Below are 19,651 nucleotides of genomic sequence, written 5' to 3' on the forward strand. Positions count from 1 at the left end.
GGGTCCCTGCGATCGGTTCAGGGGCCAGGGCAGTTGGTGTTGTGGGAGGTGGCGCCCGCTACGTCTTGTCTGCGCCCTCAACCATCTTAATTAGGGCGTCCATAGCATCTTTCGATTCCGCAGAAGTCGGAGCGGATATACGACGATCTACCCCACCACCTTCTCGGGTCATCGCTGGTTTGGCATATTCATAAACGATAAACCGCCGATCTGGTGTCCACCCCTTTACGGGGATGGTGGCGTTGTGTTGCTGTATCTCATTCTGCGACATGGTCACCCTCCTGGGTTCAGATCGGTTGTATAGTAGTGCTTCCGGTTGACCCACTTAAAACCCTCGTGCTTCGTCACCGTAGCAAGTTCCACAGGGCCACCCACAGTGGGCGCCCGAATACTAAAGTGAGCGAACCTCGCTGAGGTTTCCGCGAGAAATTTAGCCAGATCAATCGCGTCTTGAATAGGCATGGCTGCCATATGCAAGTCAACTCTTAGTTGTGCGACTGTCCGCATATACACGTTGTCAGCTTGCAGCTTAGATAAGCCATTTGCCTGGAGCGCCTCCGAGAACCTGCTTCCGACTCCCAGGATCAATCTGTCCAGCGCCTCCACCTCTCCGGCCCACCGGGGACCGTAACTGAAAGGGTCGGAAAAATTATATAACGGCCAAGGCGCTACCGGTGGGGCATCTGAAATTCCGATTTCCCAAGCTTCTGGGAATGGACAGCCCGTCGAATAACCGCAAATTCGATAGCCCATATAATAATTAGGTATCCCAGAAACGTATTCTTTTTTGTACAGGTCTCCAAAAAACGAAAGCGCTTTTTGGGCCACCTCTTCAATCGTGTAAGAGGCAATGTTGATTTTATAAGGGCAGTTTAGATCGGGCGATACGAGAAGTTTTCTCAAATCCTTCGATAGGGTAGAAATTGAGGCGGTGCCTATTGAACCGCTTCCGTAAGTCATAGCTCCTATTGGCTGGCCTTTTATTAAATTGAATATTTTATCTGCATGATTATATACTTTGTATGCCATTCCAGTGGTTGGATCAATGAATGAGGTGGCGCTATCCGACGCCAGCACAATTCCGTCATTTACGCGTACGCAAACAACTATGGTCACTACGATGCTTCCCCATCTTTGTTGCGAGGATATGATCTATTAAGATGATTCGCAAAGAGCGATTAGCCAACTGTTGGACGTTGCCAATAACCCGCCCATACCCGGCTAACCGGATGCGCCAACGCCGTTCCCGTAGCCATCTCGTGCAACGTGCCATTCGCCACCCGCCGGTTGTCTTCCTTCCATGCCATCTCCCCAGCATAAGCCGCCAGATACTGCCCGCTAATGTGGTAATGCTGTCCGACCTCGGCGCGACGCATCCGGGAGAAGAAAGACTCGGCTTGGTTCGTGCAGGCGCCGTCCAGGCTGTAGGCCACCGAATGGTTGATGCGGCGCATCTCGTAATGGGCATGCAGGCGATCCCATCCGGCCGCTTCGTCGGCATGAACGATGGAGCCGGGAGCGACGTGTGCGCGGATCGTGGGAACGGCGGTTGACTCGCTGGCCGTAACGATCGTGAACGTCTGGCCGTTTCGCTCGCGGGCGACCACAACCGATTGCCGCTTGCCGGTCTGCTCGGCTGCCAACCGGCGGTCCTTGCGATCGGCCTTCATGTTCTCTTGCTTGATCTTGCCACCGAAGTGGGCGCCGTCGATTTCGACCGTGCCATCCAGGATGATGTTTTCACGACCGGTCCCAATGGCCTCGCGGATTTTGTGGGCCATCACGAAGGCCGTCTTATATTGGACATCGAGGTCGCGGCCGAGTTGCAGGGCGCTGATGCCCTTGACCGCGTTCGCAAAGATCGCAATCGCGGCCAGGTAATCGCGGATCGGCAGTTTGCGGCTGGCGAAGATCGTCCCGCTGGTGACGCTGAACTGGCGAAGGCAAGCGGCGCACTTCCAAATCTTGCGAGCGCGATAGGTGTAAACCTTGGTGCATTCGCAATAGGGGCAGAAAGCCGCACCGCCATTGTCCGCGAACCGGATCTGTTCAAATCGATCATGCGCTTCGTCGTCCGTCATCCGCATGATGCTTTTCAGGCTCAGCGTGCGGGCTTTCGCGGTAAGAAGGAAGTGCTGAGCCAATGGAAGAACCCCAACGAATTTCGTTGAGATGATGTATATCCGTTGTTTTTGAAGATGGCAACGAAAATCGTTGACGTTGAGAGAAAAAAGTTAGATACATCTTCCATGCTAACGCCCGAACAGAGCAGAGCAGCCAGAGGATGGCTGGACTGGAGTCAGGAAGAATTGGCGAGGCGCGCCAATGTCTCGATGTCTACGGTGCGTGACTTCGAAAAGGGCCGCAGGACTCCTATCGCGAACAATCTGGAGGCCCTGCGGCGGGCGATCGACGCCGCAGGAGTACAGTTGGTTTTAAGGAAGGGGAAACCCGTTGGGATCGCCGTCATTGATGACCCAACGGGCGACGAGGGCCTTAGCGCGGCAAGCTACGCCAGTGGCCCGTGACGAATTCCACGACGCCGAAGCGCGTGCGAACGTACGGGTTGATCCAGATTATATCTGGTCTCCCTATGCTGGTGGCACTTGCCACAGCGGGGCGCCAAAGACTATCTACCGAACTGGTGGGTTGCGGTAAGACGCTCTAGCGTCCGCTGTGATCACGGTCAGGGGACAGGCATTCCCTGATCCGACACGAAGGCGGCTTACTCCTGCCAGGGAGGGCCGCCTTCTGTGTTTTTGAAACTATTCGGACTTGGACTGCTCCGATGTATCGCCTGGGACATATCCTTGGAGGCGAGGACCTGGGAAATACGATTTATCTATCCTGACGACCTCCTCGGCCCCCCTCAAACGCTTCACGGAATCCCTCACTGCATTGGGCGTGGCATCAATCCCCTTTTCACGGCAGAAAGCCACCATCTCATTGATGCTCATACCCACACCAGGACTCGCCAATACCCCCCTACGGATTGTGCCAATCACCGACCCATAATTCATCCTCGATGCATCCCCCAATCCAACCTTGGGAGGGGTGCGCCGACCGTTGTAGGGGGGGATGTATGTCTGTTCGGAGGGTTGTGAAATTCCGGGACCAAGGAGCGCAGGCATACGCTGCTCCATCCCCGCCAACGCTACTCTATTCATTCGCTCGCGGGTATCTGAAACACCTTGCTGATATCCCTCCGCGTAGGCACGACGCACCAAGGCATCCATCTCGATGAGAAGGGAGGATAGGCGTTCCGGAACCGGAGAATCGGACATCGCTGCATCGTATCTAGTGGTGGGGAACCCAATAAATGACCCCACCAAGATTCGCAAGGGGGTCATCTAATGACCACCCCATATTTTGTGACCACCACCCCACCACGTGGTTTGGCCATCTCCGACCGTTGCACAATCTGCCGCGCGTGATCACTCGCAGACGGTAATGGTGCATGTCAACGTTTTTGGTGTATCTTCTACATAATGCCGCAGGCGCCCGTAACATCTGAGCAAATCGGGCAATCAAGACACGGGCTTCGCTGGTTCCGTCAATTCGTTCACCCTCCGTGGAGCACGAGAGTCGCTCCGGAAACGGATAGAGCTTCCTTGCGCATCCGGTGGGAGCCAAGCGAATGTCTCGTGTAATCAACATGTCCACGCCAAAAGGCAAGCCGGTCAGCCTGCCCAAAACAGCGGCGCTGACCAAGGCGCAGGCCGAGCATAAGGCTTGGCTAAAGGCTCATGGGATCAAGGAGACCAAGAATACGCTTCGCACCTAACCGCCGATCGGTCAGTCGCGGTCGCCGCCAATTGTTCCATGACACGATTAGAATGGCCGGAGGCAACGCTACGCCACCGTCACTTGAGTCTTTACGGAATTTGCAATGAAGCAGACTTCGTGAGCTTCATGATGCAGTTGATCCAGCTTCGCCTTTTCCGGAGCCTCGCCTATCCATTCGATCCGGGGATGAAGCACAACCTTTGTGATGGCTTGCTTGCCCGGCGCAATTTCTTCCATCACGCCCTCCGCATGGTCACGATAGGCTGCGACTGTGAAGCCAGCTAATCGCGCCACGTGCAGGAAGGAAAGCATGTGGCAGTCCGCGAGAGCGGCGACCAGCATTTCCTCCGGGTCGACGGCGGCTTTCACAGCCCACTTGCCGACAACATGCGGCGATGCTGATGCAGGAACAACCGTCCCACCGTCAAAGCTCAGCGTGTGGCCTCGGCTGTAGCGGCCTTTCAGAAAGTCCTCGCCTTTGCCCAGCGTCCACTCAATGTCCGCAGCGTAGCTCGCCATCGTTTCCCACTATCTGAATGCAAGTTGCCATCTCTTTCGGTCGGTCAATGCTGCCACCAGTCAGGCGTCCGCGTAAGTCAGAAAAGATGGTGGATCAGCAAGGTCTGTGCCGCCTCGGTCTGTTCCAGAAAGTCGGCGGTCGCGAGCTCGTCGAGCCCACGAACATTGGCGGCGCGAAGCCGTCGCAGGTTTATGCGAGGCCACCCGCAACGCCCAAAACGTGCCAACGGAACGTGTCGGCCCGTAGAATAGACTCGACCTGGGCCTCAGCACTCATCGGCAAGAGCCGCGGCGCGGCCATCGGCAGCGAGCCATAGGTCGTATCCGGCGGTCGTGCGTTGCTGATCATCTGCGCGCCGTTACACATAGCAGATTCCCGAGCCTCGGAGCGTGGTGCAAGTCCCTGACCTCGCCCCCTGTACACTCTCACCGGATGGACATCGGCGCGACCGTGGGACGTACGGTGGGCCTGGCATTCGACGCTGCGGGCTCCGGACCGCGGGAACTCAGGGCGCTTTGTGGCTCTCGCAACTAGGAACATCCTCGATCCGGTAGTAAACCGGAATTCCTCGTTCCCTTGCGATTTTGACATCGTTGTCGGCACCGGTTGAAGCGCCCGGAAGACGCAGGACTGCTTCGGCAAGCTGCAGGAGGCGCCCGGCGGCCGGGTGAAAAATCGCGTCGTAGAGAGCGTCACCAACCCGTTCGCCGCCCGCGGCCCGCCAAATTGGCAGGGCAACCCATTCGCCGATCATCGGTAGATGTCCCGCACGGAACAGGGGCCAGGAAACCTCTTCCAGCCGAGCCAGGTTAGCTGCCATCTTCTCGGGGTCGTCACCCGTGCCAGAGCGATACGGGCCAGCAATCAGGATGAACAAGGGGCACTCCGCTGTGTCAGGTTCGCGTGGAGTTTCGTGCAATTTCGTGCAGATGCAAGAAAAATCGTGTAGGCTCGGTAATCGGCTATGCTGACCCACGAACGCAGGAGCTATATCCTGGCGGTCCTCGAGCGGGATGGCCGTGTGGTCGCCAAGCAGGTCAGCCAGGCGCTCGGATTGTCGGAGGACACAATCCGCAGGGATTTGCGCGAATTAGCCGCGGACGGGAGACTCCAACGCGTGCACGGCGGGGCGTTGCCATCTTCCCCAGCGCTCGTCGATTATGCTGAACGCACGAAGGTCTCGCCCGAGAGTAAGGCGGCAGTCGGGCGCCGCGCCGCGGGTCTAGTTCGGCCAGGGCAGGTGATCTTCCTGGATGGTGGCACCACGGCTGTGCAGGTCGCCCGACATCTTGCGCCGGACTTGCGGGCTACGGTCGTCACCCATAGTCCAAGTGTCGCGGTGGTGCTGGCCGCTCATCCCAGCGTCGAGGTCGAGCTCATCGGAGGTCGTCTGTTCAAGCACTCTGTGGTCACTGTGGGAGCCGCGGCGGTGGAGGCCATCACCCGCGTACGGGCCGACGTGTTTTTCATGGGGGTTACAGGCGTGCATCCCGAGGCTGGCCTGACAACTGGCGATGCGGAGGAAGCGGCGGTGAAGCGGGCCCTCGCGCGGCAGGCCGCCGAGACCGTAGTACTTGCCTCGGCCGAGAAGATCGGCGCCGCCTCTCCCTACCTTGTCCTACCGGTTGCCGCCGTGGGCACGATCATCGTCGACAACGGTTTGTCAGAAGAGGTTGCGAAAACCTACCGGGCACTCGGCGTCACTCTTTTGACCGCATAGCCTTCACCTTGATCGAAATGGAGGTCCAAGTTGTCCTTGAAGATCGGCCGGATCAATTAGGACAAGCCCTGAGAGCCGCGGGTGCACGGAGCCTTTGCATTTGCAGCTCCATGTTCCGTGGAAGGCGGTTTGTGCGTCACCGAAATGCCGGATGCTATGCGCCGCGTTCTGTAGGGCATAGGGTCGTCTTCCCTGCACCACGGCCCACCGTGGGTCTCTTTGTTCAGGAGTTACGGCTACGGCAAGATTGGCGGCATTCATACGCGCAAACATCGCGTCGATTTCGGCGGAGTGGGAACGGTTCGCCGGGACCTTGCTGCCGGAGGAGGCATTCAGTTCATCGGTGCTCAGGAACGGCATCGTTGAGTTGCTGGCCGACATCGCCGAAAATATGGAGCACGAGCAAAGTGCCGCCGAGCAAAGAGCAAAATCGGAAGGGGAGCCGAACCGCTCCCACTACAGCGAAGGCGCCATAGCCTTGCATGTGGTGTCGCGCGTCGCGATGGGCGTGTCCGCCCGGCAATTCATCTCCGAGTTCAGGGCGCTTCGCGCGACGGTTATCCGGTTATGGCAGCGTGACAGCAGTGAGATCGACAGCTCTTCCCTCAATGACATGATACGGTTCAATGAGGCTATCGATCAGATGTTAAGCGAGGGTGTGGTCAATTATAGCCAGGAAATCGACCGTTCCCGCGAATTGTTCCTCGGCATTCTAGGGCATGATCTCAGGAATCCCCTCAGTGCTATAACCGGCTTGGCCGAACTACAATTGCGGGTCAAAACGCCCGAACGTCATGCGCAGTTCTCGTCGCAGATACTGGTGAGTGCTCGGCGAATGTCGCACATGATTAGCGATCTTCTCGAACTGGCGCGCGTCCGGCTGGGATCGGGGATAATCATCCATCGAACGCCAACCAGCCTGCGTCGCATCTGCAACACTGTTGTCGCGGAAATGCAGGCCGTGTTTCCGAACCGTGTGGTTCAGACGAACGGCGACGATGAGTTGCCCGGTGAGTGGGACGAACACCGGCTAAGTCAGGTGATATCTAACCTCGTCAGCAATGCGGTCCAGCATGGTGCCGTCAATTCCGCCGTCACCCTGACGGCCAAACGCAGCGGCGACGGAGCCGAAGTCTCGGTGCATAACGAGGGCATCCCCATTCCCCCGGATATGATACCGAAGCTCTTCGATTCCTTTTATCGGCTCGACGAAGACGTCGGCAGCCATGCCAACGGCCTGGGCCTCGGTCTCTACATCTCCAAAGAGATCATCGCGGCGCATGGGGGAACCATAGAGGTGCGATCATCCGCCGAGGAAGGCACCACGTTTATCGTCCGCTTACCGAAGGCGTGAAAATCGGGGAGCTGGTGATCAGCGACCAACAGCCTTCAAGGACGTTTGGCAGCCTCCCTACTCAGTCGGGCGCTATTTTTAATCAAACGACAAGTGTGCTGCTTCGCTACGGGGTGGCGATCTCGTGCGCGTTGGGGAATTTCCGTTCGGGGTCGATAAAGTCGCACCGTGTAGTTCCAGCCCGGCATGATCGGCAGGCAATTTGCAAGAGGACCGCAAACGTCCCGACTTGCCAATAACCGGCCGGGGAATTCGTGACGATCAGCTTCGCTCGTCTCTGTTCCGGGACGCGGTCCGACCCAAACGGGGTGGACGGCTATCTGAGGGTTCTGCAACATTGTGCCCCACCCGGAATAGGAAACGGGAGATGATCGCTCAGCTTGTGGGCTTCCTGATTCGGAATCTTCCTGTCCTGCTGCTCATGTTAGCGTTGATTATCGCGTTTTCACGTCGCGACGGTTCGATGGCTGAGCGGCTCCTGGCCTGGGTTCTACTGCTGCCTATCGGGGTTACCGGGCTGTGGGCCGGGACCTCCCACGTATTCTTTCCCGCGGTCGCGGCGGCTCACATCGGATGGGAGGTTAGCCCGTTTCAATTCGAGGTTGGCATGGCCGACCTCGCGATCGGCGTGACAGCCTGTATCGCTTTTTGGCGCGACCTAAATTTCAAGGCGGCAGCCGTTAGTGCTGCCTCGATCTTCCTGCTCGGAGATGCCGTCGGGCATGTCAGGCAGATGTTGCTGGCGGGTAACTTCGCGCCGGGCAACGCAGGCGTTCCATTCTATATGGACATCATCTGCCCGCTGCTTGCGATCGGCCTGGTTGTGGTTGCGAGGCGCTCAAAACATTACGGGACCACGACATGAAGCCGTCGGCGGCGGCTGAATTAGCGAATAGACACGCCCGCTTGTGGTCCTTGCGCGATCGGCTGACTCCGTGCATTCCATAGGGCCTGTCGCCGTCCGGAGAACTCTTTAATGTGGGTGCCGTGTGGAGTGGCGAACCATCCGACCTTGCAACAGATGCCCGGGAAGCGGCTTAAATTCGCTGCATCTCGCGGTATGCATATGGCGATGACCTACGAGGATCTCGGATACCGATCTGCTGGCCAACACAGTAGATCGCCTCGCCCCCTTGGCTCCACCATGTATCGCGTCGCGTCGTGGACTTCCAGACAGCGAAGTCCCCACTTCGAAATAGTGTATCTGCCGTCCATTTATGTTGTGGCCGCTTGGAGGGGCCCGACGTCGAGAATTGCCCCGAACCGCTGGCTCAATACAACCTGAATCATTTTCTTCCCGTCACTCGCCTCGGAAATCAAGCGAGACATCCTACCGAAGGCGGGGTGGTCCTTGGGGAGCCAATACCGAATTTGCCGCTTCCCAACCTGAACTCCAATCCCCGGCAACAAATCCCAGTGCGGGTGGTCTTTGTCCTGCCTGACCCAGACCAACTCTGTCCCTGTTTCAGGCGACTTTGACTCCTTGATGATATCGGCGAAAGGCGGGTAACGCCTCGCGCTAGTCCATTGGGGTTTTTCCATGACCTTCTCCCGCCGCCGAAAGTCGCACGGAGAGCTGAGGCATCTCTCCTTTGAAATGCCCAGCCAACGCATGTCTTAATTCATCATCACTGATCTCGCGGAAAACGCAAAGTTTCCGGTGTCTATTTCGAAGACGTCCGGTGTCGTAAGGAACCAGCGTGATTTCAGAGCGCCAAATCCCCAAAGCCAACGCCCTGGTGAACATGGCTCATCGAAATGATGCTTACGATGCTGGCGCCAAACCCAGGAGATCAGCTCGGTGCTGGTGGTCGTTCAATTGCATGCTTCGCCGCGGCTGAGTGGTTCAGCGAACGACGAACAGGCGGACGTGACACTCAGGGCAGGGGCTTGAACCGACGGTGGAGGGTAATGGCGGTGGGATGAAGCCCCGACAGCCACCCCAAGCACGCCGCCTTCTTCGCTGTCGCGCAAGAGGCGCCCCGCGGCGGCCGTCGTTTGATGAATCTTAGTCGTCGACCTTGTATGTTCCGTGGACAGACCCTCGCGTTGGATCGCCGCGCATAAAATCCGACCACCAATACACCCCGGACGCCCGGATCTTGAAATGACCGCGGACGGCATGGAAGCGAGACGCTTCTCTCTGTGTCCCCTCGCCAGCCCGTTGCTGAAGGGCGCGCGAGAGTTTTATCCGGATCTTCGTGTGGCCGAGGAGAGGCAGCTTTCCCACTTTGACGCGCTGCCGGTTCAGGCGTTCCGGGGCAGGAGACTCCTCGCTATGGGTCAGGTTCTTGCTGTTGAGCAGCAACAGAATGCTGCGCGCGATGCCAGGCTCCCCGCGGATGTCAGAGGTCCACAGATGCCATTCTTGAGTTCCCGGTCCCGGGAGCGTTCCATGCCTCCGAAGCAGAGCCTCCGCCCAAAATTTGAATGCCGGAGAAATGTTGAAACCAAACCTTGAACGGTCATCGACAAGGTCAGCCTCCGAGGAACCTTTCACCTGTGGCATACCTTGGCTTTGAGCAACGATTTGCTGGCGCAGTTCGTCCTCACTGTGCCCGGATTGCCGGAAAAAGCTGCGCGATAGATCATCCACTTCCGGAGCGTCAGCGCGCCAGTCGAAGAAACAGGCCAACGGGCACGCATTGACACCCTCCTGACGGTGCGACCAGGCGAAGGTCATACTGCCCTTTTGGCGGCTCTCGTCGGCGTGGATAAGGACTCCCATGCGATTGGGCGCTGGCGCAGCAGCGGTCGCGTTACCGACCCGATTGGCGTCGTAGATGGGATCGGCACCTGGCCACTCCATCCAGGTGAATTCAAACGGGACTCGACATAGCGGCAGGGCGCGAAGTTGCGCCGCGAAAGAGCTGGTGCTGATCGTGTTCGCTGTGACGACAATGCCGGGCGCCAGGTCGAACCGCTTGGCTTGTCGTATGGCAATCCCGAGGGCCGATATAGCGCCCACAAGCATTCGGTCGGCGGGAGAGTTCGCAGCGGCTAGAATTTCGTCGGCTAGCATCGTGTTCCTATCGGCAGTGGCGCCAGGCTATTTGGCGGTCTCCATAGATCGGACTGCAATTTGAGATGCACCGACCCGCTCGCCCAGCAGATAACGCTCGAGACTATCCCGCCGCTTGGTGGACGCAACATCGCCACTAGACCGCCGTGCGAGCCGCTGGCGACTGTGAGCACAGCCGCCTGAACACAGGCTGTTGTGCTCAGCAGGATCGACGTGAAGACGCAACGCGTTCCTTCGTTTGGAAATCGTCATCAGTTCTAGGCAGCGTGCGGCCTTCTACGCCCCTTTCCGGCCACCCGCCTTTGGGCAGCCTCTCCCGCACGGGACAACTCGAAGATTGCCTCCTTGCCATGCGCCATGCGCTCCACCAGGCCAGCGGTGGACATCATATTGAGCACACGGGTGAGATTGCACTGAGCCAGGCCGAGGTGTTCTTTCAGATCCGCACGCCGAGCCCGGCCGCCATGCGCGCTCAGGAAACCCAGGATCTCAGCAACGTGCTGACGGCGTGTCACATCGACGGCGCCGAAGTTCCTGCCGACGCTGATGGACTCGCTGACGAGCTCGCCCAAAGCGCCGATCTTGTCACCCAGCGCGGTTTGGCCATTCTTCACCATCAAAGTCGATGCGGAGCTGAAGATGTCACGCCACGCCGCCAACTCCGGATCCCGGCGACGCTGGTCGAGAGCCTTCCACGCCCACGAGCGCAACGCATAATAGGTATCCTGCAGTCGATCAGGCGTCGGCTGGCCAAAAATTGAGAGCAGGAGTTCGCGGGCCTCCCCTGGCGACGACTCCGCGCTGGCGAGGGCGCTTAAATCGGCCATCCGAGACGCCATTTTACGCTCCTCTAAACGAAGGGACAGTTTACAACGTTTTATAATTGGGTCCAGTGGGAGCTGCTTCGCTCACGATTTCAGCTTTGTTGCGGATAATGATGATTGGCCTGTCCCCGGCCGCGATGGAATTGGAGCGCGGTGCACCGAGCAGATCCTGTCCTGAGCGTGCGGGCGCGACCTCCGCCCCGAAAGCTTCACATGTCCAACCTGTCGGATTTGACGCCGCTGGCGGCTTCGTCGGATGGAGACGGTAGCTGCTGGACTACGAAGGCGATGGCGACAGTCTGAAGGCGGAGGTTCTCGGCCTTCACGATGCGCCCATCGAGTGTCGCCTCGGCGCCGAATGACGGCACAAGGACCATGTCGACAGAGATCTCCGCGAATGGCGTGGCGACGGAACGATCGCAGAAGTCCTTACAGATCGCGAATCTAGGCTGTCGTGCGCCCGACAATCCAGCGCTTCGACAGAACCAAGAACAAGCGCAGTTCGTTCCTCCGGACAAACGCCAGGGAAAAGAAGGAGGGGACCGCTACGATGTTGCGGCGAAACTCTTCCAAAACGAGTGACGATCGACAATCATATTAGGGCAGTCCCTCGCTGGCCGCCATCCCTCGGTGCGGCATCAGATCGGGATGCCGTGCAGTTCGGATGCTGAGACGTTGTGAATGAAGGAGCAAAGGATGGAAGCGACAACATGGGCCGAGCGGGTCCGCTCGGCACTTTCACGGAAACCGGATTTAATTTCACCCGAAGCAATCATCGACTGCCGTCACCAGCCCATGAGCGCTGAACGGGTCGAAGAAAGCGAGGAAGAAGGTGCCCGAAAGCCTTAGCAGCAGGCAGAAGGATCCCGCCGCCATGAATGAACGGGCGAACATCGGGAGCTATCCGCCTGAGAGCATCTTCAGTTAAAGCTGACAGCACGGCTCGCCGTGCCAGGAATTCTTTGCGCGGGCGGGACTTCCTGGTGCTCAAGGCTATTCAAGGAAGCGAGCTCTCCTTGGCGCGATGTCAGGGTCACGGTCATGGCGGCACGCTGGGCTTGGTCTTCGTTCAAGATGACCGAGTCGGTTGTTCGATTGGTGAACTCGACCGTCAGAAGCGCACACCGCGCCGTCCCTCCAGGCAGCACGGCCACATCCATTTTGAAAGTCAGCACGTGCAAGGAAGCCTCCAAAAAGCTTGCACGATCGTTTCCGCTGCCATGGCAAAAACGTCAAGGGGCGCACTCCGCCGCAGAGACGACACCTAACGCCACCGCGACCTGGCGTCTCTCTCTTCCGGTATTTCGTCGTCAATGAAGTTGATGATCGTGACACCTCTCATAACTCTGTGGGCATCGCCCTCGACGACCGTCTTGCCAACGTGCAATGCGGCGTTCTTCGCCCGGTGGTTTTGCTGATCCATAGGTCGGTCTCTATTCGAGAGACGATGCTTCTGGGGTTGGCAGAAGACAGCCAAAGTCGAGTGCAGGACACCTGAACGCCAAGCTTTGCGCATCAATGTCGCCCTGCCCTTTGGGATAGCGGGCGCAGGCTGCGGATTGCATGTCCTTTCTGTCGCATGCCTTAACATTGTGGGATTTTGTGTCGCACGTTGCAGAATTTATGTGTCGCAATCCAACCTAAGTTATTGAAAAGTTGTGATTACATTATCGACACTATGTGTCGCGTCCCATCCTCGGGGTGCGCTTCGTAGCATTCCCCGGCCGTCCCGTCCCCGCCGGAGTTCGCAGGCGAGCCGGAACGCCGTCTTTGTCCTTTATCACCCTCACCGAAATTGAGATGATTGCCGGGAAGCTGTGGAACGATAGCTTGCGCAACCTCCTTGTCGTCGGCCTCCAGAGCATCTTCCTATAGACCCCATAGGATATGGAGGGAGTAATGGCTGGTAAAACAATCTCGTTCAGAGCGGACCCAAAGCTGGCGGCACGTGTAAAGGAAATCGCGCGGTCTGATGGGGTCACGCAAAGTCAAGCTGCGGCGGAAGCGTCCGCAGTCGGCGCACTTCTTCCCGCGGCTGCTCGAAGAGCTTTGCGTTTCGTATTGGAGGAAGGCGACGAGGAGGCGCAGAAGCAGTTGGCCACAGTAATCGCCAAGGCGATCGGCCAGGTCAGCAACAGGGTTCTCGAGCAACAGCTACTTGCGCGAGCCAACGGGCTCGGACTTGACGGGACAGAGGAGACTGAGAAGGAGCTTACCGATAGGGCCGTAAAAGCCGTCGCGAGCGGGCGCATTCGATGAGCGTAGGTCATACCTCGGCTGAGCACAACGGTCGCAATTTCCTTTCTCAGGGCCATCCTATCGAAGGGAAATCGACGCATCCGCAGTAGGCGCTGGATTGTGAGGGGAGCGAATGCGTCGCTCACAACTTATGCTGAATCGTCTTTGCGTCAAGTCAGATGTCCGTGTCCGTCAGCAGCGGGAATTAGCCTTGCGACAACTGTTTATCTGAGCGTCTGCCTGCCCTTTAGCCCAACCGCATATCCAGCTATTTGACAATCAGAAAACTCGGTGACCGCTCGCTGCCAGAACGCCAGCGACCAAATGAGTAGCGACTTTGCTACCCGACAAACCAGGTCCGGACGATTCCGTCGAGAACTGGCTCATCATGGGCCCGGGCCATACTGATAGGGCGGACCGCGGCGGTGGAGACGCTGACAGTGTCCGGGATACGTATGAGGTGCAGCTGGTAGCCGCGGCATCGCCGCGGTGCAACCTCCGCAGGTTGTCAGCGGATCGCAATCCCAGCAAATTGGGCGGCGAATTCCTTTTCCGTGAGATTCGTATGCCCAACATTCTCGACGAGATCGTAGCGGGATCAGTCCCCCGAGTCGACGACCTCCAAAAGGCCATTTGTCGGGCTTGCGACGACATGGCAGGCACAGACGCTGCAAAACACGAGGATCTACAGCGGGCTCTAGTCGCTTGCATTGCGGATGCGTTGCTGAAGCCATGCGGATTATCATTGGAGTATGATCCGCGCTTCATCGCCAAGTATGCAACCGGGGTCAGGCGACCTAGCCGATGACTAACACAGGCGAACACAGAGCGGCAGACCGACATCTCCCTTCCGGTCCATTTGGAGGCTGACCGGAAGGGAGACCGTGGATGACGAACGGATCCCTGTTATCCAAGCCATTTTGCTATTATCGACCCTGACCGCGATCTCGATGCCTTTCGCCTGGATGGCACAAATCGCGGACGTTATGCTGTCGCTCGCGCGCTCCGCCATCAACCGCTGTCCATTGGCGACAGGCAAGGGCGCTCCGCTCGGCATGTTCCGAATCAAACCCAAATGTGACAGCAGAACGAAGGGGGTTCGATCGATTTCAACATCCGCCCTCAGCACGGCAACGTATATTTCTGGGTCGGATGGGAGTTTCCCGTCATAGACGATGGCGACGCCGTGAGACCGAACAGCCTCCAACAACCCGACGTTCAGCGTGTTCACAAGGTCGCAGATGCTGAGAAGATCAGCGAGGCCTCCATCCCTATCCGTGGGTGACTGTCCGCACGGGCGACAAGTGCCCTCCAAGAATAGATCGTCCATGGTCTCCTCCTGGTCCTTGTCGTCAACGTATTGCGGCGGGTGGTCCTCGGCGGCCCGGATATCCGTTATTCTATCCATCTGGTACCACTCAGCATTGATCGGCGAGCTGAGAATCGGAAAGGAAATCTGTGTGTGATTCTGCGCGCTTGCGAAATCACGACGCGGCAACCGCCATAACGGCATCGGAACCCGTCCCGTTCAAAGACAGCCATCGAAACCAACCGGTATATGGACGGGGCACCGCCAGCAATACGACGCTGCCGAACGCGCTACGTGCCCGGTGCCGAGGATCGTTAGGCCACAGGGTGTTGTATCGGGGAAGATTTGCAGGTAACGCGTTCATGTACTAAGTTGGATCACGGACCCCTTCATGCCGGACACTCCCAATGTACCCGCTCCGCGGCAAATACCTGCGGCTCAAATCGTCACGTCCTTCGATTTCCTTGGGATTCGGGGGCGGAAAGGCGACATCATCGTGTTTGCCGTCCGGCCAGCGACTGGCAGTGACTCATTGTGGATCTGGCAGCCCGAGGCAGCGGTGAGATTGTTTGACTACCTGGATAAGGGGCTGACGGGCGATTTCGCCCATGCGCCTGAGGCCGCGAGCATCGAACAGGGAAATCCCTATTGGCGGTTTGTCAACAATAGGCCCCGGATAACACCAGAAGCTGTCGCAGCTATCCCGCACAGCAGACACCTTGACGGCGGCCCGCTGTTTGTTCTGGAAGAAGACCTGCTGGAAATTGGCGTGCGTTCCATGGCAGGAGATCAGGAAACATGGCTCTTTGACATCAGCCTTGTCCGCGACCTGCGTGACCGCCTGGATGCGGAGCTCGATCAGCTTGCAGGAAGATAGACGCCATTCGGTGACAATGCAGCCTTTGCCAGGTTGAGTTCCACCCCGGAACGATGAAGTTCCAGCAGCTTCTGCTGCAAGCGGGTTGGGCCTGTCAGCTGAATCCTCTTGCCGCTTATGCGGTTAATCATGCGACAGCCAGTGTAGAGGGGCAAGAAGCTGGGGCGGAAGACTCGCTTCTTGCGCGGTGTCAAATTGCCTTCGCCCGAGTATACCGCCTTATTTTCAGTTTTCATATCGACCTCGCTCCAGCGGCGACTTAATACGCGCCTCGCAAATGTGGATCGACCGCAAGTCAATAAGCAAGACCTTTGAATGTCCCGAAAATCGTGCGACGTCGGTGCGATGCGAGCCGCCCGAGGTTGAGCCTCAGAACCTATCGATATTTTCGCAGCGCTCCAAGCTCACGGGCGAGGGTGCCCGCGAATCCTCGCGAGGCTTGGGGACCGTTCTTCGGCGTGGCCGAGCACCACCGCCGGATCCTGGCACGAGGTCCACGCTCGCAATCCGTCGAGTGAAGGAGGCCATCTCGGCCGCGGCATCAAGGTCGACCCGGATGGCCTCGCCGCAGAGCTTACGCAACTCCTCCGCCACATCGCGTGCCCGGACCCAATGGACGGTGGTGTAGAGCAGGTCACGCCCGTCGACCACGATCTCTTCATCGCGGCCCGAGAACTCGATCAAGATCGGCTGTGTCTTCCCGGCGCTGCGACTGTGCCGCCAAGCGTAGAGGGCGGCGCTGGCCATGGCGGCGATGGTATGCGAGATGAGCTTGCCGTCGCGGAAGAGCGCCACTCCGAGGATCATCTCAACTGACTTTCGTGATCATCTGACTGCGTATCATCAAGCCGCCAGAATGCCAGCGACCAAATCGGGGTCGACGTTGCGACCCGACAATATGACAGCAACGGTCTTACCAATAATTGGAAAGCGCCCCGACATGACCGCGGCAAGACCGACGGCACCGCCCGGTTCCACGGCGAGTCCAAACTCGGCGAATGCTGTTCGCATGGCATCTTTCGTTTCATCGTCGCTGACACCAATGCCGCCAGCCAGGCGCGACCTGACGATTTCGAAGGGGACCTCGGCGGTATAAGGACCGCTGAGGGCGTCGCAAATCGTGCGCCCGCCCGGCTGATTGTCGACGCGATGGCCCAAAGCAACCGATTTCGCCATCTTCTCGAAACCGATCGGCTCGACGGCATAGATGGTCGTGGCAGGCGACAACGCGTTAGCCGCGAGCGCACAGCCAGATGTCAGTCCTCCACCTGAACAGGGCACCATCAGTGAACCAACAACGACACCCATTGCCGCCGCCTGATGCATGATTTCTCGCCCAACCGTTCCAGCACCGGCGACGACCCAGGGATCATCGGCTGGAGGCACGAAGACACGGCGTTGCGCCCGCGTGATTTCGTCGCTCACACGTGCAAGTTCGCGCGGGTCGTCAACCAGAATGACTTCGGCGCCATAGCCTCTGATGCGCTGAATTTTCGCGTTTGGCGCGCTGGCCGGAGCAACTACGACTGCGTGCATGCCGAGGAGGCTGCAACAGTAGGCGATTGCCAGCCCATGATTGCCCGACGATCGTGCGACTACGCCACGCCTGCGCTCGTCCGCATCGAGCACGGCGAGGCGATTGTAGGCGCCTCGCAGCTTGAAAGAGCCGGTCACTTGCAGGTTCTCCGCCTTGACCAGCAGACGGCCGCCGAGGCGCGCATTCAGCACCGGTGATTCAAGCAGCGGCGTCTCTATGCAGACGGATGCAATGCGCGAGGCCGCGGCATCGATGTCCGTCATTGTCGGCAGGTGTTCCGAGATTGCCATCGGTTGCCTCGTGTCGTCCGTTGGTTGCTATATCTCGATTGCCCCCTTAAGTTTTACGGTGCAATCGCAACATTGCTCCTGGTGCAATTTACATGGGAATCGACTCTGCCACGCTGATCGAGGAACTGGCCGCCGCGATTGCCAGCGGAGAGCTCAAGCCGGGCGACCGTTTGCCGCCGCAGCGCCAGTTCGCCTATCAGCGTGGCATCGCGGCTTCGACAGCCAGCCGGATCTATGCGGGATTGCTCCGCCGAGGGCTGGTGTGCGGCGAAGTGGGCCGGGGGACGTTCGTCGCCGCGCAGCCACCCGCGGCGATCTCGATGAACAGCGAGCAACGAGAAAGCCGCATCGATCTGGAGTTCAACTTCCCGATCGCCGCGGGCCAGGCAGCCCTGATGAGCGGTTGCCTGGCGGCGTTCCAGCGAGCCGATGTGCTGGACGCCGCCTTGCGGCCGATGACCACATCGCGTCTCGAGAACGCTCAAAGGGTCACCGCGAAATTCATGGGAACCGACCAGTGGACGCCGCAACCGGGATCGTTCCTGTTCACGGGAAGCGGCAGGCAGTCGCTTGCCTCAGCAATCGCCACGCTCGTGCCTGTCGGCGGGCGCCTAGGCGTGGAGGCGGTAACCTATCCGCTCATCAAGACAATTTCAGCCAGGCATGGCGTGATACCGGTGCCCATTGCGATGGATGCCGAGGGTATTCGCCCCGATGCGGTCGACAAGGCTCATCGCGACGGGGCGTTATCGGCCCTCTACGTCCAACCGGTCCTCCATAATCCGCTCGGGTGCTCCATGAGTGGCGCGCGACGCGAGGACCTGCTCCGGCTGGCCGAGAAACTCGGCATCGTCGTGATCGAGGACCGGGTTTACGGCTTCCTGGCTGATGACCCGCCGCTGGCCGCACGGGCGCCGGACCATTGCATCGTCGTGGATAGCATGTCGAAACGTATCGCCCCTGGACTGGCGCTGGGCTTTATTTGCGCCCCTTCGGCTTTGAGGGACCGTATCGCAATAACCATGCGGGCGAGCGCGTGGAATGTAGCAGGCCTGGCACTGGAGATCGGCATGCGCCTCATGTCCGACGGGACCGCGCGTGAAATCGCGTTGCGCAAACGTGCGGACGCGCAGCTGCGCCAGGGCATCGTCGCCGCGCGTCTCGGATCATCGGCGTTCCAGGCAGACGGGCGATCCTACCATGCTTGGCTGCACCTACCCGAGCGATGGCGGTCAGAAGCATTCGTCGCCGCGGCCGCGCGCGTCAGCGTTGCCGTGACACCGTCAAGCGCGTTCACCATCACGCCGGGACATGCCCCCAATGCAGTGCGGCTCGCACTTGGCCTGCCGTCACACGAGGAGCTGGAGACCGCCCTGACACGCTTACGGCATCTCCTGGACGGCGGCCCAGACAGCACAGACGTGACCGAATGACGACGGGAATGAGGGCGGCAGCCGTACCTCCAGGCGACGATCGACACAGTCCTTGGCACAGTGGGCGCCTGGAAGTATGCGCACGTTGGAACCTGGAATTTCAATCTGTTGGAAGGGACGAGGCCTCAGCCGCGGCAACCGCATTGCGCGCCTTTGCAGTATCGATTCCGATGAACACCTCACTACATCGCTTCATGGCTCTCCTCTGTGCGTCGAGGCCGGGCTCGGCCCACCCGGGCAGAACCGCCGACGGCACACCGGGCCTCCATTATCTGACTGATGGTGCGATTTGCTCGGCTCAACCGTCCGCCATGTCCGGAGTCATATGAATTGACTTTTTAGTTGGCACTCTATTTATGATGAAACATTGACACCTCAGCAAGCGGAGGTATGAGATGCGCACTTGGCAAGCTGCCGAAGCGCGACATAAGTTTGCCGATGTTGTCGACGCTGCGGTGGGTGGAGAACCTCAGCTTATCGAACGTCGAGATGGAAAAAAGGTGGTCTTAGTATCGAAGGATTACTTCGAGGCCACAAAACCAACTATCAAGACATTTCTGCTGAACGCGGGTTATTCGGGCGAGGGTGAGGAGGAATTCGACCGCATCCTTGAGGGTGTGCGTTGCGATTTCCCGGACCTGCTTTCGCGGCGGGTACAGGACTGACGTGTTCATCCTTGACACCGATGTCTTAAGCAACCTGCGAAAGGACAAGAAATCACCCGCTTTACAGGTATGGATC

At 58.7% G+C, this 19,651-nt stretch carries 23 protein-coding genes; 9 read left to right on the plus strand and 14 right to left on the minus strand.

What is annotated here, in order from left to right:
* Positions 1-58: 58 nt before the first annotated feature.
* The 3 genes from GSQ89_RS37670 to GSQ89_RS37680 form a co-directional block, all read right to left on the minus strand.
* Positions 59-271, minus strand: a complete 213-nt coding sequence (locus tag GSQ89_RS37670; protein ID WP_158933234.1) for a hypothetical protein — start codon at positions 269-271, stop codon at positions 59-61.
* Positions 272-273: 2 nt separating this feature from the next.
* A complete protein-coding gene (locus GSQ89_RS37675) occupies positions 274-1,116 on the minus strand; it encodes a hypothetical protein (RefSeq protein WP_158933235.1) in 843 nt (280 codons plus the stop codon).
* A gap of 62 nt (positions 1,117-1,178) precedes the next feature.
* Complete coding sequence (locus tag GSQ89_RS37680; RefSeq protein ID WP_158933236.1) at positions 1,179-2,144, minus strand: IS1595 family transposase; 966 nt, start codon at positions 2,142-2,144, stop codon at positions 1,179-1,181.
* A gap of 42 nt (positions 2,145-2,186) precedes the next feature.
* Here GSQ89_RS37680 and GSQ89_RS37685 point away from each other — a divergent pair, with 42 nt between their 5' ends.
* Both GSQ89_RS37685 and GSQ89_RS37690 read left to right on the plus strand, forming a co-directional pair.
* Entirely contained in the window at positions 2,187-2,528 is a 342-nt protein-coding gene (locus GSQ89_RS37685; protein WP_216856643.1) for a helix-turn-helix domain-containing protein, read from the plus strand.
* A 1,109-nt stretch (positions 2,529-3,637) separates the two neighbouring features.
* Positions 3,638-3,784, plus strand: a complete 147-nt coding sequence (locus tag GSQ89_RS37690; RefSeq protein ID WP_158933237.1) for a hypothetical protein — start codon at positions 3,638-3,640, stop codon at positions 3,782-3,784.
* A 68-nt stretch (positions 3,785-3,852) separates the two neighbouring features.
* Here GSQ89_RS37690 and GSQ89_RS37695 read toward each other — a convergent pair whose 3' ends face one another.
* Both GSQ89_RS37695 and GSQ89_RS37700 read right to left on the minus strand, forming a co-directional pair.
* Complete coding sequence (locus GSQ89_RS37695; RefSeq protein WP_158933238.1) at positions 3,853-4,305, minus strand: OsmC family protein; 453 nt, start codon at positions 4,303-4,305, stop codon at positions 3,853-3,855.
* Positions 4,306-4,811: 506 nt separating this feature from the next.
* Positions 4,812-5,183, minus strand: a complete 372-nt coding sequence (locus GSQ89_RS37700; RefSeq protein WP_158933239.1) for a DUF4406 domain-containing protein — start codon at positions 5,181-5,183, stop codon at positions 4,812-4,814.
* An 87-nt stretch (positions 5,184-5,270) separates the two neighbouring features.
* Here GSQ89_RS37700 and GSQ89_RS37705 point away from each other — a divergent pair, with 87 nt between their 5' ends.
* From GSQ89_RS37705 to GSQ89_RS37720, 3 genes are all read left to right on the plus strand, one after another.
* Positions 5,271-6,026, plus strand: coding sequence for a DeoR/GlpR family DNA-binding transcription regulator (locus GSQ89_RS37705; RefSeq protein WP_158933240.1), 756 nt, complete (start codon positions 5,271-5,273; stop codon positions 6,024-6,026).
* 247 nt (positions 6,027-6,273) lie between these two features.
* Positions 6,274-7,380, plus strand: coding sequence for a sensor histidine kinase KdpD (locus tag GSQ89_RS37710; RefSeq protein ID WP_158933241.1), 1,107 nt, complete (start codon positions 6,274-6,276; stop codon positions 7,378-7,380).
* 367 nt (positions 7,381-7,747) lie between these two features.
* Entirely contained in the window at positions 7,748-8,245 is a 498-nt protein-coding gene (locus GSQ89_RS37720) for a DUF6790 family protein (RefSeq protein WP_158933243.1), read from the plus strand.
* A 1,143-nt stretch (positions 8,246-9,388) separates the two neighbouring features.
* On the opposite strand, the gene GSQ89_RS37725 is transcribed toward GSQ89_RS37720, so the two are convergent.
* The 5 genes from GSQ89_RS37725 to GSQ89_RS37740 form a co-directional block, all read right to left on the minus strand.
* Complete coding sequence (locus GSQ89_RS37725; RefSeq protein ID WP_158933244.1) at positions 9,389-10,402, minus strand: hypothetical protein; 1,014 nt, start codon at positions 10,400-10,402, stop codon at positions 9,389-9,391.
* A gap of 257 nt (positions 10,403-10,659) precedes the next feature.
* Complete coding sequence (locus tag GSQ89_RS37730) at positions 10,660-11,229, minus strand: hypothetical protein (RefSeq protein ID WP_158933245.1); 570 nt, start codon at positions 11,227-11,229, stop codon at positions 10,660-10,662.
* Between the two features lie 206 nt (positions 11,230-11,435).
* Positions 11,436-11,603, minus strand: coding sequence for a hypothetical protein (locus tag GSQ89_RS37735; protein WP_158933246.1), 168 nt, complete (start codon positions 11,601-11,603; stop codon positions 11,436-11,438).
* Between the two features lie 382 nt (positions 11,604-11,985).
* Positions 11,986-12,120, minus strand: a complete 135-nt coding sequence (locus GSQ89_RS39870) for a hypothetical protein (protein WP_256367379.1) — start codon at positions 12,118-12,120, stop codon at positions 11,986-11,988.
* A gap of 26 nt (positions 12,121-12,146) precedes the next feature.
* On the minus strand, positions 12,147-12,407 hold the full coding sequence (locus tag GSQ89_RS37740) for a hypothetical protein (RefSeq protein WP_158933247.1): 261 nt from the start codon (positions 12,405-12,407) through the stop codon (positions 12,147-12,149).
* Positions 12,408-13,125: 718 nt separating this feature from the next.
* Between GSQ89_RS37740 and GSQ89_RS37745 the strand changes: the two genes are divergently transcribed.
* Positions 13,126-13,485: a hypothetical protein gene (locus tag GSQ89_RS37745; RefSeq protein ID WP_158933248.1), complete on the plus strand. Its 360-nt coding sequence runs from the start codon at positions 13,126-13,128 to the stop codon at positions 13,483-13,485.
* 787 nt (positions 13,486-14,272) lie between these two features.
* On the opposite strand, the gene GSQ89_RS37750 is transcribed toward GSQ89_RS37745, so the two are convergent.
* Positions 14,273-14,977: a hypothetical protein gene (locus tag GSQ89_RS37750; protein WP_158933249.1), complete on the minus strand. Its 705-nt coding sequence runs from the start codon at positions 14,975-14,977 to the stop codon at positions 14,273-14,275.
* Between the two features lie 187 nt (positions 14,978-15,164).
* Between GSQ89_RS37750 and GSQ89_RS37755 the strand changes: the two genes are divergently transcribed.
* Positions 15,165-15,650 (plus strand): hypothetical protein, encoded by a 486-nt coding sequence (locus tag GSQ89_RS37755; protein WP_158933250.1) that lies wholly within the window; start codon positions 15,165-15,167, stop codon positions 15,648-15,650.
* Here the strand turns inward: GSQ89_RS37755 and GSQ89_RS37760 are convergent.
* From GSQ89_RS37760 to GSQ89_RS37770, 3 genes are all read right to left on the minus strand, one after another.
* On the minus strand, positions 15,632-15,886 hold the full coding sequence (locus tag GSQ89_RS37760) for a hypothetical protein (protein WP_158933251.1): 255 nt from the start codon (positions 15,884-15,886) through the stop codon (positions 15,632-15,634). The two genes, GSQ89_RS37755 and GSQ89_RS37760, sit on opposite strands and share 19 nt — an antisense overlap.
* A 133-nt stretch (positions 15,887-16,019) precedes the next feature.
* On the minus strand, positions 16,020-16,457 hold the full coding sequence (locus GSQ89_RS37765; RefSeq protein ID WP_158933252.1) for a hypothetical protein: 438 nt from the start codon (positions 16,455-16,457) through the stop codon (positions 16,020-16,022).
* Positions 16,458-16,493: 36 nt separating this feature from the next.
* A complete protein-coding gene (locus tag GSQ89_RS37770; protein WP_254073562.1) occupies positions 16,494-17,450 on the minus strand; it encodes a threonine/serine dehydratase in 957 nt (318 codons plus the stop codon).
* Between the two features lie 119 nt (positions 17,451-17,569).
* On the opposite strand from GSQ89_RS37770, the gene GSQ89_RS37775 reads away from it, so the two are divergent.
* Both GSQ89_RS37775 and GSQ89_RS37780 read left to right on the plus strand, forming a co-directional pair.
* On the plus strand, positions 17,570-18,910 hold the full coding sequence (locus tag GSQ89_RS37775; RefSeq protein WP_158933254.1) for a PLP-dependent aminotransferase family protein: 1,341 nt from the start codon (positions 17,570-17,572) through the stop codon (positions 18,908-18,910).
* Between the two features lie 395 nt (positions 18,911-19,305).
* Positions 19,306-19,575, plus strand: coding sequence for a type II toxin-antitoxin system Phd/YefM family antitoxin (locus GSQ89_RS37780; protein WP_158933255.1), 270 nt, complete (start codon positions 19,306-19,308; stop codon positions 19,573-19,575).
* Positions 19,576-19,651 lie beyond the last annotated feature (76 nt).

This window comes from Acidisphaera sp. S103, assembly GCF_009765975.1.
In the GTDB taxonomy this organism is placed as follows: domain Bacteria; phylum Pseudomonadota; class Alphaproteobacteria; order Acetobacterales; family Acetobacteraceae; genus Rhodopila.

Bases quoted from the DNA above. Each gene is read 5' to 3' on its own strand.
- GSQ89_RS37670 (WP_158933234.1), bottom strand. From the start codon at position 271: ATGTCGCAGAATGAGATACAGCAACACAACGCCACCATCCCCGTAAAG.
- GSQ89_RS37690 (WP_158933237.1), top strand. From the start codon at position 3,638: ATGTCTCGTGTAATCAACATGTCCACGCCAAAAGGCAAGCCGGTCAGC.
- GSQ89_RS37695 (WP_158933238.1), bottom strand. From the start codon at position 4,305: ATGGCGAGCTACGCTGCGGACATTGAGTGGACGCTGGGCAAAGGCGAG.
- GSQ89_RS37705 (WP_158933240.1), top strand. From the start codon at position 5,271: ATGCTGACCCACGAACGCAGGAGCTATATCCTGGCGGTCCTCGAGCGG.
- GSQ89_RS37720 (WP_158933243.1), top strand. From the start codon at position 7,748: ATGATCGCTCAGCTTGTGGGCTTCCTGATTCGGAATCTTCCTGTCCTG.
- GSQ89_RS37725 (WP_158933244.1), bottom strand. From the start codon at position 10,402: ATGCTAGCCGACGAAATTCTAGCCGCTGCGAACTCTCCCGCCGACCGA.
- GSQ89_RS37730 (WP_158933245.1), bottom strand. From the start codon at position 11,229: ATGGCCGATTTAAGCGCCCTCGCCAGCGCGGAGTCGTCGCCAGGGGAG.
- GSQ89_RS37735 (WP_158933246.1), bottom strand. From the start codon at position 11,603: ATGGTCCTTGTGCCGTCATTCGGCGCCGAGGCGACACTCGATGGGCGC.
- GSQ89_RS39870 (WP_256367379.1), bottom strand. From the start codon at position 12,120: ATGTTCGCCCGTTCATTCATGGCGGCGGGATCCTTCTGCCTGCTGCTA.
- GSQ89_RS37745 (WP_158933248.1), top strand. From the start codon at position 13,126: ATGGCTGGTAAAACAATCTCGTTCAGAGCGGACCCAAAGCTGGCGGCA.
- GSQ89_RS37750 (WP_158933249.1), bottom strand. From the start codon at position 14,977: ATGCCGTTATGGCGGTTGCCGCGTCGTGATTTCGCAAGCGCGCAGAAT.
- GSQ89_RS37755 (WP_158933250.1), top strand. From the start codon at position 15,165: ATGCCGGACACTCCCAATGTACCCGCTCCGCGGCAAATACCTGCGGCT.
- GSQ89_RS37760 (WP_158933251.1), bottom strand. From the start codon at position 15,886: ATGAAAACTGAAAATAAGGCGGTATACTCGGGCGAAGGCAATTTGACA.
- GSQ89_RS37765 (WP_158933252.1), bottom strand. From the start codon at position 16,457: ATGATCCTCGGAGTGGCGCTCTTCCGCGACGGCAAGCTCATCTCGCAT.
- GSQ89_RS37770 (WP_254073562.1), bottom strand. From the start codon at position 17,450: ATGACGGACATCGATGCCGCGGCCTCGCGCATTGCATCCGTCTGCATA.
- GSQ89_RS37775 (WP_158933254.1), top strand. From the start codon at position 17,570: ATGGGAATCGACTCTGCCACGCTGATCGAGGAACTGGCCGCCGCGATT.
- GSQ89_RS37780 (WP_158933255.1), top strand. From the start codon at position 19,306: ATGCGCACTTGGCAAGCTGCCGAAGCGCGACATAAGTTTGCCGATGTT.